Below are 13,880 nucleotides of genomic sequence, written 5' to 3' on the forward strand. Positions count from 1 at the left end.
GCCTCACAGGCAAGAAGAACACGGGAGTAACAACATGAACCGCAGTGAGCTGGTGGCCGCCCTGGCCGACCGCGCCGAGGTGACCCGCAAGGACGCCGACGCCGTGCTGGCCGCTCTCGCCGAGACCGTCGGTGAGGTCGTCGCCAAGGGCGACGAGAAGGTCACCATCCCCGGCTTCCTGACCTTCGAGCGCACCCACCGTGCCGCTCGCACCGCTCGTAACCCGCAGACCGGCGACCCGATCAACATCCCGGCCGGCTACAGCGTGAAGGTCTCCGCGGGCTCGAAGCTCAAGGAAGCCGCCAAGGGCAAGTAAGGCCGCCAAGGCCGCGTAAGGCAGCCTGGAGGCACAGAAAGGGCGGCCACCCTGTCAGGGGGTGGCCGCCCTTTCGTTTGCCCTTCAGAGGCCCGTAGACGCGGTCGGAGGCCGGTGTACGCGCGCGGGGAGCGGGTCCCCGCGCGCGGACGCCCGGTCGGACGCCTACGCCCGGTCCCGGACGCCTACGCCCGGTCGGACGCCTACGCCCGGTCAGACCAGTGCGCTGCCCGGGAGCTCGACCTTGGCGCCGAGCTCGACGAGCTTCTCCATGAAGTTCTCGTAGCCGCGGTTGATCAGCTCGATGCCGTGCACCCGGGAGGTGCCCTGCGCCGCGAGCGCCGCGATCAGGTACGAGAAGCCGCCGCGCAGGTCGGGGATGACCAGATCGGCGCCCTGGAGCTTCGTCGGGCCGGACACGACGGCCGAGTGCAGGAAGTTGCGCTGGCCGAAGCGGCAGTCGGAGCCGCCGAGGCACTCGCGGTACAGCTGGATGTGAGCGCCCATCTGGTTGAGCGCGGAGGTGAAGCCGAGCCGGGACTCGTACACCGTCTCGTGGACGATGGAGAGGCCGGAGGCCTGCGTCAGGGCCACGACCAGCGGCTGCTGCCAGTCCGTCTGGAAGCCGGGGTGCACGTCCGTCTCCAGGTGGATCGCGTTGAGCGAGCCGCCCGGGTGCCAGAAGCGGATGCCCTCGTCGTCGATCTCGAAGGCGCCACCCACCTTCCGGTAGGTGTTGAGGAAGGTCATCATCGAGCGCTGCTGGGCGCCGCGCACGTAGATGTTGCCCTCGGTCGCGAGCGCCGCGGACGCCCAGGAGGCCGCCTCCAGGCGGTCCGGGAGCGCCCGGTGGGTGTAGCCGTCGAGGCGGTCGACACCGGTGATCCGGATGGTCCGGTCGGTGTCCATGGAGATGATCGCGCCCATCTTCTGCAGCACGCAGATGAGGTCCTCGATCTCGGGCTCCACGGCGGCGTTCGACAGCTCGGTGACGCCCTCGGCGAGCACCGCCGTCAGGAGCACCTGCTCGGTCGAACCGACCGAGGGGTACGGCAGCCGGATCTTGCAACCGCGAAGACGCTGGGGGGCCTCCAGGTACTGCCCGTCCGCCCGCTTCTCGATGGTGGCACCGAACTGGCGCAGCACGTCGAAGTGGAAGTCGATGGGCCGGCCGCCGATGTCGCAGCCGCCGAGGCCGGGGATGAAGGCGTGGCCGAGGCGGTGCAGCAGCGGGCCGCAGAAGAGGATCGGGATGCGGGACGAGCCGGCGTGGGCATCGATGTCGGCGACGTTCGCCGACTCGACGTGCGTCGGGTCGAGGACGAGCTCGCCGGGCTCCTCGCCCGGACGGACCGTCACACCGTGCAGCTGGAGCAGCCCGCGGACCACCCGGACGTCACGGATGTCGGGCACGTTGCGCAGGCGGCTGGGGCCGCTGCCGAGCAGGGCGGCGACCATCGCCTTGGGCACGAGGTTCTTCGCGCCGCGGACGCGGATCTCGCCCTCCAGCGGGGTTCCGCCGTGGACAAGCAGGACATCGTCTGTGCCGGTCATGAATCTCGCGTTCCGGAGTGGGTCGGTCGGGTGGCCAGTGAAAAGGGTAAGGGGCCATGAGACCTCTCTTGGGTGCCTCGGGGGGCCTGTCAGATGTAATGAATTCGGCACAACACCCTCTGTTCTCATGATCTTGCGGAGCGTTACCGTCCGCTTGTGCCGCCCGGGCACCGTCACGGGCCCGCCCCGTCCCCTCTGAACTGCGGCGGTCGGCGAGTTCCGGACATCGCCCCCCTCCGTACCGCCCGAGACCCCCCGCGAACGCCGAAGATGCGGGATCATGTGTCGCATGACCGAGGTGTCCTCGCTCACAGGACGGCTGCTCGTCGCCACCCCCGCCCTCGCGGACCCGAATTTCGACCGCGCGGTCGTGCTGTTGCTCGACCACGACGACGAGGGCTCGCTCGGTGTGGTCCTCAACCGGCCGACGCCCGTGACCGTCGGCGACATCCTCGCGCCCTGGGCCGGCCTCGCCGGCGAACCCGGGGTGGTCTTCCAGGGCGGCCCCGTCTCCCTCGACGCCGCGCTCGGCGTCGCCGTGATCCCCGGTGACGAGGGGCCGCTCGGCTGGCGGCGGGTGTACGGGGCGATCGGCCTGGTCGACCTGGAGACCCCGCCCGAGCTGCTCGGACCCGCTCTCGGCTCGCTGCGGATCTTCGCCGGGTACGCGGGCTGGGGCCCCGGCCAGCTGGAGACCGAGCTCGGCGACGGAGCCTGGTACGTGGTCGAGTCGGAGCCCGGCGACGTCTCCTCTCCGCAGCCCGAGACGCTCTGGCGGCAGGTGCTCCGGCGGCAGCGCGGCGAGCTCGCGATGATCGCGACGTACCCGGACGATCCCTCGCTCAACTGAGGGCCCCGGCTTTCAGTACCCTTGGCCCTTATGAGCACTCTCGAGCCCGAGCGCGGGGCAGGTACGGGAACCCTCGTCGAGCCGACGCCGCAGGTGTCCCACGGTGACGGCGACCACGAGCGCTACGCCCATTACGTCCAGAAGGACAAGATCATGGCGAGCGCCCTCGACGGCACCCCCGTCGTGGCGCTGTGCGGAAAGGTCTGGGTGCCGGGGCGCGACCCCAAGAAGTACCCGGTCTGTCCGATGTGCAAGGAGATCTACGACTCCATGGGCGCCGGCGGTGGCGACAAGGACAAGGGCGGCAAGGACAAGTAGTGGTGTCCTGACGGCCCGGAACGTCGGGGACGGCCCCCGTCACACGTACTTCGGTACGGGTGACGGGGGCCGTCTCGTTCTCCGGTGCGCGGACGTGCCGCTTTCCGGTGCGCCGCCGTGCCGCTTTCCGGCGCACGGCCGCGGCGCTTTCCGGTGCACGACCGCGGCGCACCGGGCGTGCTGAGCCGTTGCGCAGGATGCTTCCGCCGGTCACGGAGTGGTTGAGGTGGTCGAGACCTCTTGTCGGGTCACCGGAGGCGCGCCTAACCTCACGCGTGTTGTGCAGAACGAAACGCGCATTGCGCATGTTGCAACGCACGCATCCGGAGGGGATCCGTCATGAAGCTTCCTCGCGTCGCCGCCCGCGTCACCGCCCCGGCCGCCGCACTCCTGCTGGCCGGCCTGACCGCCACGGCCTGCGCGCCCCAGACGTCCGACGGCAAGGCCACGACGGACGAGAAGACCGGCACCCTGCGGGTCTGGCTCTTCCAGGAGGTGAGCAACAAGCCCAAGGAGCAGGTCGTCGCGCAGGCCGTCGCCGCCTTCGAGAAGCAGCACCAGGGCGCGAAGGCCGAGGTCGAGTACATACCCGTCGAGACCCGCGCCCAGCGCGTCAAGGCCGCCTTCAACGACCCCAAGTCGGCCCCCGACCTCATCGAGTACGGCAACACCGACACCGCCGGATACGTCAAGGACGGCGGACTCGCCGACATCAGCGCCGAGTTCGGCGCCTGGGACGAGGCCAAGGACACCGACCCCACCGCCAGGCAGTCCGTCACCGTCGGCGGAAAGATCTACGGCGCCCCGCTGTTCGTCGGCGTCCGCGCCCTCTACTACCGCACCGACGTGTTCGAGGAGCTCGGCCTCACCGCCCCCAAGAGCCAGGCCGAACTCGTCTCCACCGCCAAGAAGATCCGCAAGGCCAAGCCCGAGCTGTACGGCATCGCCGTCGGCGGCGCGTACACCTACGGCGCCATGCCCTTCGTCTGGGCGGCCGGCGGCGAACTCGCCACCGCGAACGGCGACGCGTACAAGGCCGCCGTCAACAGCGAGGCCGCCCTCAAGGGCATCGGCACCTACACCTCGCTCTTCGGCGACGACAACTGCCCCGCCGCCAAGTGCGCCCAGATGGGCGGCAACGCCACCGTCACCGCCTTCGCCTCCGGCAAGGCCGCCATGGCCATCGGCGGCGACTTCAGCCACGCCGCCGTCGAGGCCGGCACCGTCAAGGGCAAGTACGCCGTCGTCCCGCTGCCCGGCACCACCCCCGGCTCCATCGCCCCGGCCTTCGCCGGCGGCAACAACATCGGCGTCCTCAAGAGCACCTCCCACCGCAGCCTCGCCGTCGACCTCCTCAAGTCCCTCACCGGCAAGGAGACCCAGGGCAGGCTCTTCGACGCGATGGGCTTCCTCCCCACGTACACCGACGTCCGGACCGCCGCCGCCCAGCGGCAGCCCTTCGTGAAGCCCTTCATCGACACCCTCGGCGCCGGCACCAGGTTCGTCCCGGCGTCCCCCGGCTGGGGCCAGATCGACGCCTCGCTCGTCCTGCCCACGATGTTCCAGGAGGTCGTCAGCGGCCGTAAGGACGTCAAGGCGGCGGCCGACGACGCCGCGAAGAAGATGGACGCGGCCTTCGCGCCGGCGGGCTGAGCCGCATGACGACCCAGCTCACCGTCGCCGAGAAGCGGCCGGGTGCGACCACGCCCCCGGCCCCCCGGCCGGCCCGGCGCGGCGGCCCCAGGGGCCACCGCCCCTGGACCCCCTGGCTGTACCTGCTGCCCGCCCTCGCCGTCCTCGGCGGACTCCTCGTCTACCCCGTCTACCAGCTCGGCCTGATCTCCTTCCTGGAGTACACCCAGGCCCAGGTCAGCGGCGGCGAACCGACCTCCTTCAAGGGCTTCGGCAACTACACGACCCTCTTCGCCGACCCCCAGTTCTGGCAGGTCCTCCTCGCCACTGTCCTCTTCGCCGCCGCCTGCGTCGTCACCACGCTCGCCGTCGGCTGCGCCCTCGCCGTACTCCTCACGCGCGTGCGCGCCCTGCCGCGGTTCCTCCTGATGATGGCCGCGCTCGGCGCCTGGGCCACGCCCGCGATCACCGGCTCCACGGTCTGGGTCTTCCTCTTCGACCCCGACTTCGGCCCCGTCAACAAGCTGCTCGGGCTCGGCGACTTCTCCTGGACGTACGGGCGGTACAGCGCCTTCGCCCTCGTCCTCCTCGAAGTCGTCTGGTGCTCCTTCCCGTTCGTGATGGTCACCGTCTACGCCGGCATCAAGGCCATCCCGTCCGAGGTCCTGGAGGCCGCCGCCCTCGACGGCGCCTCGCAGTGGCGGATCTGGCGCTCGGTCATGGCGCCGGTGCTCCGGCCGATCCTGGTCGTCGTCACGATCCAGTCGATCATCTGGGACTTCAAGGTCTTCACCCAGATCTACGTGATGACGAACGGCGGCGGCATCGCCGGCCAGAACCTCGTCCTCAACGTGTACGCCTACCAGAAGGCCTTCGCCTCGTCCCAGTACAGCCTGGGCTCGGCGATCGGCGTCGTCATGCTGCTGATCCTGCTGGCCGTGACGCTCGTCTACCTGCGCCTGCTGCGACGTCAGGGAGAAGAACTGTGAGCGCCCCGACCTTCCTCCGCGTCCGCCGCCCCGGACGCCTCGCCGCCGAGGCCGTCACGCTGCTCGTCGCGGCCGCCGTCGCCTTCCCGCTGTACTGGATGGTCCTCTCGGCCTTCAAGCCGGCCGGCGAGATCCAGTCCACCGAGCCCCGGCCGTGGACGCTCTCCCCGTCGCTCGACTCGTTCCGGCGCGTCTTCGAACAGCAGGAGTTCGGGCGCTACTTCCTGAACTCGCTGATCGTCGCGGGCACCGTCGTCCTCGCCTCCGCGCTGATCGCCTTCCTCGCTGCGACGGCCGTCACCCGGTTCCGCTTCAAGTTCCGGACGACGCTCCTGATCATGTTCCTGGTCGCCCAGATGGTGCCGGTCGAGGCCCTCACCATCCCGCTGTTCTTCCTCATGCGGGACGCCGGCCAGCTCAACACCCTCGGCTCGCTGATCCTCCCGCACATCGCCTTCTCGCTGCCGTTCGCGATCTGGATGCTGCGCGGCTTCGTCAAGGCGGTCCCCGAGGCCCTGGAGGAGCAGGCCCAGATCGACGGAGCGAGCCGCACCCGGTTCCTGTGGCAGATCCTCTTCCCGCTGGTCTTCCCCGGCCTCGTCGCCACCAGCGTCTTCTCGTTCATCTCCACCTGGAACGACTTCCTCTTCGCGAAGTCGTTCATCATCAGCGACACCTCGCAGTCGACCCTGCCCATGGCCCTGCTCGTCTTCTTCAAGCCCGACGAGAACGACTGGGGAGGCATCATGGCCGGCTCGACCGTGATGACCGTCCCGGTGCTCGTCTTCTTCGTACTCGTACAGCGCCGCCTGGTCTCGGGACTGGGCGGGGCGGTGAAGGACTGACGCGATGACCACCGACGCGACGACCACCGACCCGTACCCCGGCACGGACCTGATCCCGGCGCCGCTCCTCCAGGAGGTGCGCGGGGACTCCCCGGGCCGCGTCCCGCTCGACGAGCGGACCACCCTCGACGCCGGACCCGGCACCGAGTCCACCGCCCGCTGGCTCCGCACCGTCCTCGGCGCCGCCACCGGACTGCCGTTCGCCGACGGTCCCGGCCCGCACGCGGTCCGGCTGCGCGTCAGCGAGGACGTGGAGCGGGAGCACGGCCCCGAGGGCTACCGCCTCACCACGGAGAACCCCGACGCCGCCGTCGTCATCGAGGGCGGCGGCCCCGCCGGCGTGTTCTGGGGCGCCCAGAGCCTCCGCCAGCTGCTCGGCCCCGAGGCCTACCGCAGGGCGCCCGTGAGCGGCGGCGCGCGGGACCTCCCGTGCGTCACCGTCGAGGACCGGCCCCGCTTCGGCTGGCGCGGCCTCATGCTCGACGTCTCCCGGCACTTCATGCCCAAGGACGACGTCCTGCGCTACCTCGACCTGCTCGCCGCCCACAAGCTCAACGTCTTCCACTTCCACCTCACCGACGACCAGGGCTGGCGCATCGAGATCAAGCGCCACCCCCGGCTCACCGAGGTCGGCTCCTGGCGGGCCCGCAGCAAGTGGGGCCACCGCGCCTCGCCCCTCTGGAACGACACCCCGCACGGCGGCCACTACACGCAGGACGACATCCGCGAGATCGTCGCGTACGCCGCCGAGCGGCACATCACCGTCGTCCCCGAGATCGACCTCCCCGGCCACTCGCAGGCCGCCATCGCCGCGTACCCCGAGCTCGGCAACACCGACGTCGTCGACACCGCCGCCCTCACCGTCTGGGACACCTGGGGCGTCAACCCCAACGTCCTCGCCCCCACCGAAGCCGTCCTGCGCTTCTACGAGGGCGTCTTCGAGGAGGTCCTCGACCTCTTCCCGGCCACCACGTCACCCTTCGTCCACGTCGGCGGCGACGAGTGCCCCAAGGAGCAGTGGAAGGCCTCCCCGGCCGCCCAGGCCCGCATCAGGGAACTCGGGCTCGCCGACGAGGACGCGCTCCAGTCCTGGTTCATCCGCCACTTCGACCGCTGGCTCGCCGCCCGCGGCCGACGGCTCATCGGCTGGGACGAGATCCTGGAGGGCGGCCTCGCCGACGGCGCCGCCGTGTCGTCCTGGCGGGGCTACGGGGGCGGGATCGCCGCCGCCGAGGCCGGCCACGACGTCGTCATGTGCCCCGAGCAGCACGTGTACCTGGACCACCGTCAGGCGCCCGGCGAGGACGAACCGATGCCCATCGGGTACGTCCGCACCCTGGAGGACGTCTACCGCTTCGAACCGGTCCCGCCGGGCCTCTCGCCGGAGGCCGCCGCCCACATCCTGGGAACCCAGGCCAACGTCTGGACCGAGGTGATGGAGAACCGGTCCCGCGTCGACTACCAGGTCTTCCCGCGCCTCGCCGCCTTCGCCGAGGTCGCCTGGTCGGCGCTGCCCGCGCCGGAGGCGCGCGACTACCCGGCCTTCGCCCGCCGGATGCACACCCACTACGTGCGCCTGGACGCCCTCGGCGTGGACTACCGCCCGCCCGCCGGACCCCACCCCCGGCAGCAGCGCCCAGGGGTCCTGGGACGCCCCCGGGAAGGCACGCCCCCGATCGTGTGAGGGACTCGACATCCCCCTTCACCCAAGAGCGGCGAAACGGAAGTTACCGTCACTCGTCGGGGCGTCCCGGACGGAACAGTCCTTCGCGGGCCCTCGCGCCGGACCGCTCGGAAGATGTGCCAGAGTTGCCACGTCCGGCCTGTGAGCACGTACGGTACGCCCACACGCAGGCGCGACCGCCGGGCACATTCGGGGACCACCGGGACACCGGGAAGGGGCAGCGGGTTGACCACGCACGCACCACAGACGGCGCAGTCCGTGACGCTGCCCGCCTCACTCGACGAGGCCGTGGCAGCGCTCACGGCCATGCCGGCCGCCGTCCCCGTGGCCGGTGGCACCGACCTGATGGCGGCCGTCAACAAGGGGCAGCTCCGCCCCGCCGGACTGGTCGGTCTGAGCCGCATCAACGAGATCCGCGGCTGGCAGTACCAGGACGGACACGCGCTGCTCGGCGCGGGCCTCACCCACGCGCGCATGGGGCGCCCCGACTTCGCCGCCCTCATCCCCGCCCTCGCCGCCGCCTCCCGGGCCGCCGGGCCGCCCCAGATCCGCAACGCGGGCACCCTCGGCGGCAACGTCGTCACCGCCGCGCCCACCGGCGACTCGCTGCCCGTCCTCGCCGCCCTGGAGGCCGACCTGGTCGTCCTCGGGCCGCTCGGCAGCCGTGAGATCCCCGTCTCCCACCTGCTCGCCGGCCGCGACCTGCTCGCCCCCGGCGAACTCGTCGCCTTCGTCCGCGTCCCCCTGCTCCACGCCCCCCAGGTCTTCGTCAAGGCCACCGGCCGGACCGGACCGGCCCGTGCCACCGCCTCCGTCGCCGTCGTCCTCGACCCGGCCCGGCGCGGGGTGCGCTGCGCGGTCGGCGCCGTCGCGCCGATGCCGCTGCGCCCGCTGGAGGCCGAGCGCTGGATCGCCTCGCTCGTCGACTGGGACAACGACCGGGGCCTCGCCCCCGAGGCGCTCGCGGCCTTCGGCGAGTACGTCGCGGCCGCCTGCATCCCGGACCCGCCGGGCGACGAAGTGTTGCCCCCGGCCGTACTGCACCTGCGGCGCACCGTCGCCGCACTCGCCCGACGGGCACTGGGGAGGGCACTCTCGTGAGCAACGAACAGCAGCGTCAGCAGCAGAACTCCGGCGGCTGGGAGCCGATCCCGCAGAGCGAGGGGTACGACGGGGACGCCACCGCGTTCGTCCAGCTGCCGCCCGACTTCATGCTGGACGGCGTCCCCCTGGAGGCGCCCGGCCACGGCTACGTACCGCCGATGATCACCCCGCTGCAGCCGCTCGACCCGGCGGCCGCCGACCCGTCGGCGACGGGCACGTGGAACGTCCACCTGCCGACGCAGGCGGAGCAGACGCAGTACTTCGACGGAACGGAGTACGCGGAGCAGGGCGGGTACGGCGAACAGGCCGGGCAGGGCGGATACGCCGGGCAGGGCGGGTACGCCGACGAGCGGGCCGGATACGCCGCGGGCCAGGCCGGGAACGCGACCGGGCACGCGGCCGGGCACGCGGAATACGCCGAGCACTTCGAGCAGGACCCGCACGCGACGGCCGAGTGGCGCTTCACGGAGATGCCGGAGACGACGGCGCACGCCGCCTCCGGCGCCACGGGCCAGTGGGAGATTCCGGTCGTACCGGACATGTCCGAGGTGGCCGAAGAGGCGGGCTCCGCCGAGGAGTCGGGCGACTTCGCCGCCTCGGCCGTCCGGCCGTACGCGGAGGCCCCGGCGACCCTGCCGGGCGGCGCTCCGGCCCCGTGGGCACTGCAGCGGGAGCCGGCGGCCGAGCCGGTCGCGGAACCGCTCGCGGGGGACACGGCGGACACCGCCGGCGGCGACGCCGGGTCCGGAGCCGGGGAGGAGCGGGGCGCGAGCCCGGCGCACGGGACGGCGGAGCCGGCCGAGGCGGAGGCGCGGGAGCGGGAGGGCGAGCCGGACGGGTCCGACACGCCCCACACGCCCGATCCGTCCCATCCGTCCGACCTGGTCGACCTGGGCGACGCTTCCGACCCGTCCGGTCGGGACACGGAGGCGGGCGCCGCCCCCGAGCCCACCGCGGCCGCACCCGCCGCACCCGCCGCACCCGATGCGAACCTCGCCGCCTCCACCGACAGCGACGAGCACCCCCACACCTCGTACACCCTCCGGGTCAACGGCGCCGACCGGCCCGTCACCGGCTCCTGGATCGGCGAGTCGCTGCTCTACGTGCTGCGCGAGCGCCTCGGCCTCGCCGGGGCGAAGGACGGCTGCTCGCAGGGCGAGTGCGGCGCGTGCAACGTGCAGGTCGACGGCCGGCTCGTCGCCTCCTGCCTGGTCCCCGCGGCGACCGCCGCCGGGAGCGAGGTGCGGACGGTCGAGGGCCTCGCGGTCGACGGGGAGCCCTCGGACGTGCAGCGGGCCATGGCCAAGTGCGGCCCCGTCCAGTGCGGCTTCTGCATCCCCGGCATGTGCATGACCGTGCACGACCTGCTCGAGGGCAACCACGCCCCCACCGAACTCGAGACCCGCCAGGCGCTCGCGGGCAACCTGTGCCGCTGCTCCGGCTACCGGGGCGTCCTCGACGCCGTGAAGGACGTCGTGTCCGAGCGCGAGGCGAGCGCCGCGGCCACCGCGTCCGAGGCCGCCGAAGAGCCCCGGGTCCCGCACCAGATTCCCCACCCGCACGACGGAGGCATGGCGTGAGCGACGCGATCACCGCCGTTCCCACGATCCCGGTCCTGGACACCCCCGGGACCCCGGGCCAGGAGCCGGCCGCGCACGGCCTCGGCACCTCGCTTCCGCAGGCCGAGGCGAGGGCGAAGACCGAGGGCACCTTCCCGTACGCCTCCGACCTGTGGGCCGAGGGGCTGCTCTGGGCCGCGATCCTGCGCTCCCCGCACCCGCACGCGCGCATCGTCTCCGTCGACACGAGCGCCGCCACCGCCATGGCGGGCGTACGGGCCGTGGTGACGGCCGCGGACGTGCCGGGCGCGGCGACGTACGGCCGGCGGGTCGCCGACCGGCCGGTGTTCGCCGCCGACCTGGTCCGGCACCACGGCGAGGCGATCGCCGCCGTCGCCGCCGACCACCCCGACACGGCCCGGCTCGCGGCCGCCGCGATCGCCGTCGAGTACGAGGTGCTCGACCCGGTGACGGACCCGGAGAAGGCGTTCGCCGCCGAGGCGCTGCACCCCGACGGGAACCTGATCCGGCACATCCCGCTGCGCTTCGGCGACCCGGACGTGACGGGCGAGATCGTCGTCGAGGGCCTGTACCGGATCGGACGCCAGGACCCGGCCCCGATCGGCGCGGAGGCCGGCCTTGCCGTACCGCGCCCGGATGGCGGGGTGGAGCTCTACACCGCCTCGACCGACCCGCACACCGACCGGGACCTGGCCGCCGCCTGCTTCGGCCTTCCGCCCGAGCAGGTCAAGCTGGTGGTGACGGGCGTGCCCGGCGCCACGGGCGACCGCGAGGACCCGGGCTTCCAGATCCCGCTGGGCCTGCTCGCGCTGCGGACCGGCTGCCCGGTCAAGCTCACCGCCACGCGCGAGGAGTCCTTCCTCGGCCACGCCCACCGGCACCCCACCCTGCTGCGCTACCGGCACCACGCGGACGCCGAGGGACGCCTGGTGAAGGTGGAGGCGCAGATCCTGCTCGACGCGGGCGCGTACGCCGACTCCTCGTCGGAGTCGCTCGCGGCGGCCGTGGCCTTCGCCTGCGGCCCGTACGTCGTCCCGCACGCCTTCGTCGAGGGCTGGGCCGTCCGTACCAACAACCCGCCGTCCGGCCATGTGCGGGGCGAGGGCGCGATGCAGGTGTGCGCGGCGTACGAGGCGCAGATGGACAAACTCGCGGTGAAGCTGGGCGTGGACCCGGCGGAGCTGCGCATGCGGAACGTGATGTCGACCGGCGACATCCTGCCGACGGGCCAGACGGTGACCTGCCCGGCCCCGGTGGCCGAACTCCTCTCCGCCGTACGCGACTTCCCGCTCCCCCCGCTCCCCAAGGACACCCCGGAGGGCGAGTGGCTGCTGCCCGGCGGCCCCGAGGGCGCGGGCGAACCGGGCGCGGTGCGACGGGGCGTGGGCTACGCGCTGGGCATGGTGCACATGCTGGGCGCCGAGGGCGCGGACGAGGTGTCGACGGCGACCGTGCGGGTCCAGGACGGGGTGGCGACGGTCATCTGCGCGGCCGTGGACACCGGTTCGGGCTTCTCGACGCTCGCCCGCCAGATCGTGCAGGACACGCTCGGCATCGACGAGGTCCACATGGCCCCGGTCGACACCGACCAGCCGCCGGCGGGACCCGCGGCCCACGGCCGCCACACCTGGGTCTCCGGCGGGGCGGTGGAGCGGGCCGCGAAGATGGTCCGTACGCAGCTTCTCCAGCCGCTGGCCCACCAGTTCGGCATGTCGACGGAGCTCCTCCAGATCACCGACGGCAAGATCACCTCGTACGACGGGGTGCTGTCGACGACCGTCACGGAGGCGATGGACGGCAAGGAACTCTGGGCCACCGCCCAGTGCCGCCCGCACCCGACGGAGCCGCTGGACGAGGCGGGCCAGGGCGACGCGTTCGTCGGCCTCGCGTTCTGCGCGATCCGCGCGGTGGTCGACGTGGACATCGAACTCGGCGCCGTACGCGTCGTGGAGATGGCCGTCGCCCAGGACGTCGGCCGCGTCCTCAACCCCGCCCAGCTCGCCACCCGCATCGAGGCGGGCGTCACCCAGGGCGTCGGCGCGGCCCTCACGGAGAACCTCCGCACCGCCCGGGGCCTGGTCCGGCACCCCGACTTCACCGGTTACGCACTCCCGACATCCCTGGACGCCCCGGACATTCGCATCGTGAAACTCGTCGAAGAGCGCGACGTCGTCGCGCCGTTCGGTGCGAAGGCGGCGAGCGCGATCCCGGTCGTCACCTCACCTGCCGCAGTGGCCTCAGCGGTACGCGCGGCGACGGGCCGCCCGGTCAACCGCCTCCCGATCCGCCCTCAGGCAGCGGTCGCCGTGCCCAATTCGTAACCCTGTGATGTCCGTTGCTTGTGCAACCCGGAGGTGCGCACTGTCGTCGTTCCTGACTACAGTGGACTTCTGGACTTGGCAGTACGGCGGACGGTTGTTCGACGGGGGAGGAGCGCGGGCATGGAAGCCTACGTGGACGGCGGCGGGTACGGGATGCGCGGCATGAGTACGGAGGCCGTGCTTTACAACACGGAGTCCATGTCGCAGTTCAAGACGAGCATCGACGGTCTGATCGAGATGCTCACCTCCTCGGAGGCCAGCAGGAACAAGATGGAGACCGACGCGCTGGCGCGCGTCAAGTTCGGCGGCGGCGGCGCGGCCTGGGGTGAGGCGACCAGCGTCCACACCTCGTACGAGACCGTCCTCAGGCAGCTGACGGAGCTCTCCGGCCTGCTGCAGGACTGCCTGGAGGGCCTTGGCATCGCGGTCGTCGCGTCCAAGGACGGGTTCCAGCAGATGGACGACGACGTGAAGCGGCAGATGATCGGCATCCACCAGCGGACCGAGGACGCCAAGACGAAGGCGGACCGTGAAGCGGGCCGCACCACCCCGGAGACCGGGGCCGGCCAGACGGCCGGGGGCGACGACGGCTCCCTCCAGTAGGACGGGCGCGGACGGAATGTCGGGGACACGGGGAAGAGGCGAAGAATGAGGCCAGCAGAAGGCGGCGGCGGAGGCGGCGGCACT

At 72.2% G+C, this 13,880-nt stretch carries 12 protein-coding genes; 11 read left to right on the plus strand and 1 reads right to left on the minus strand.

Annotated features, from left to right (window positions below):
- Positions 1–34: 34 nt before the first annotated feature.
- On the plus strand, positions 35–316 hold the full coding sequence (locus ACFQ79_RS08610; protein ID WP_017237029.1) for an HU family DNA-binding protein: 282 nt from the start codon (positions 35–37) through the stop codon (positions 314–316).
- 213 nt (positions 317–529) lie between these two features.
- Here the strand turns inward: ACFQ79_RS08610 and murA are convergent, their stop codons facing one another.
- Complete coding sequence (murA, locus tag ACFQ79_RS08615; RefSeq protein WP_266966371.1) at positions 530–1,870, minus strand: UDP-N-acetylglucosamine 1-carboxyvinyltransferase; 1,341 nt, start codon at positions 1,868–1,870, stop codon at positions 530–532.
- 289 nt (positions 1,871–2,159) lie between these two features.
- Here murA and ACFQ79_RS08620 point away from each other — a divergent pair, with 289 nt between their 5' ends.
- The 10 genes from ACFQ79_RS08620 (at position 2,160) to ACFQ79_RS08665 (ending at position 13,796) form a co-directional block, all read left to right on the plus strand.
- On the plus strand, positions 2,160–2,720 hold the full coding sequence (locus ACFQ79_RS08620) for a YqgE/AlgH family protein (RefSeq protein WP_030324470.1): 561 nt from the start codon (positions 2,160–2,162) through the stop codon (positions 2,718–2,720).
- A gap of 30 nt (positions 2,721–2,750) precedes the next feature.
- A complete protein-coding gene (locus tag ACFQ79_RS08625) occupies positions 2,751–3,038 on the plus strand; it encodes a DUF3039 domain-containing protein (protein ID WP_015033918.1) in 288 nt (95 codons plus the stop codon).
- Positions 3,039–3,377: 339 nt separating this feature from the next.
- Positions 3,378–4,691, plus strand: coding sequence for an extracellular solute-binding protein (locus tag ACFQ79_RS08630; RefSeq protein ID WP_383580346.1), 1,314 nt, complete (start codon positions 3,378–3,380; stop codon positions 4,689–4,691).
- A 5-nt stretch (positions 4,692–4,696) separates the two neighbouring features.
- Entirely contained in the window at positions 4,697–5,659 is a 963-nt protein-coding gene (locus ACFQ79_RS08635; protein ID WP_383580348.1) for a carbohydrate ABC transporter permease, read from the plus strand.
- Positions 5,656–6,504: a carbohydrate ABC transporter permease gene (locus tag ACFQ79_RS08640; RefSeq protein ID WP_383580351.1), complete on the plus strand. Its 849-nt coding sequence runs from the start codon at positions 5,656–5,658 to the stop codon at positions 6,502–6,504. Before ACFQ79_RS08635 ends, ACFQ79_RS08640 begins: the two co-directional genes overlap by 4 nt.
- Positions 6,505–6,508: 4 nt before the next feature.
- Positions 6,509–8,188 carry a beta-N-acetylhexosaminidase gene (locus ACFQ79_RS08645; protein ID WP_383580353.1) on the plus strand — a complete coding sequence of 560 codons (1,680 nt, stop codon included), beginning with the start codon at positions 6,509–6,511 and terminating at the stop codon, positions 8,186–8,188.
- A 225-nt stretch (positions 8,189–8,413) separates the two neighbouring features.
- Complete coding sequence (locus ACFQ79_RS08650; protein ID WP_030324484.1) at positions 8,414–9,289, plus strand: xanthine dehydrogenase family protein subunit M; 876 nt, start codon at positions 8,414–8,416, stop codon at positions 9,287–9,289.
- Entirely contained in the window at positions 9,286–10,872 is a 1,587-nt protein-coding gene (locus ACFQ79_RS08655; RefSeq protein WP_383580355.1) for a (2Fe-2S)-binding protein, read from the plus strand. The genes ACFQ79_RS08650 and ACFQ79_RS08655 overlap by 4 nt, the downstream gene beginning before the upstream one ends.
- The gene (locus ACFQ79_RS08660) at positions 10,869–13,193 is read left to right on the plus strand and encodes a xanthine dehydrogenase family protein molybdopterin-binding subunit (RefSeq protein ID WP_383580358.1); all 2,325 of its coding nucleotides are present in this window, start codon (positions 10,869–10,871) and stop codon (positions 13,191–13,193) included. Before ACFQ79_RS08655 ends, ACFQ79_RS08660 begins: the two co-directional genes overlap by 4 nt.
- Positions 13,194–13,313: 120 nt before the next feature.
- Positions 13,314–13,796: a hypothetical protein gene (locus ACFQ79_RS08665; protein WP_383580360.1), complete on the plus strand. Its 483-nt coding sequence runs from the start codon at positions 13,314–13,316 to the stop codon at positions 13,794–13,796.
- Positions 13,797–13,880 lie beyond the last annotated feature (84 nt).

Origin of the sequence: Streptomyces sp. NPDC056480 (assembly GCF_042795405.1) — a bacterium.
Taxonomy (GTDB): Bacteria; Actinomycetota; Actinomycetes; order Streptomycetales; family Streptomycetaceae; genus Streptomyces.

Excerpts from the sequence above, each read along its gene's own strand:
- ACFQ79_RS08610 (WP_017237029.1), top strand. The coding sequence starts at position 35 with ATGAACCGCAGTGAGCTGGTGGCCGCCCTGGCCGACCGCGCCGAGGTG.
- ACFQ79_RS08645 (WP_383580353.1), top strand. The coding sequence starts at position 6,509 with ATGACCACCGACGCGACGACCACCGACCCGTACCCCGGCACGGACCTG.
- ACFQ79_RS08630 (WP_383580346.1), top strand. The coding sequence starts at position 3,378 with ATGAAGCTTCCTCGCGTCGCCGCCCGCGTCACCGCCCCGGCCGCCGCA.
- ACFQ79_RS08665 (WP_383580360.1), top strand. The coding sequence starts at position 13,314 with ATGGAAGCCTACGTGGACGGCGGCGGGTACGGGATGCGCGGCATGAGT.
- ACFQ79_RS08620 (WP_030324470.1), top strand. The coding sequence starts at position 2,160 with ATGACCGAGGTGTCCTCGCTCACAGGACGGCTGCTCGTCGCCACCCCC.
- murA (WP_266966371.1), bottom strand. The coding sequence starts at position 1,870 with ATGACCGGCACAGACGATGTCCTGCTTGTCCACGGCGGAACCCCGCTG.
- ACFQ79_RS08625 (WP_015033918.1), top strand. The coding sequence starts at position 2,751 with ATGAGCACTCTCGAGCCCGAGCGCGGGGCAGGTACGGGAACCCTCGTC.
- ACFQ79_RS08635 (WP_383580348.1), top strand. The coding sequence starts at position 4,697 with ATGACGACCCAGCTCACCGTCGCCGAGAAGCGGCCGGGTGCGACCACG.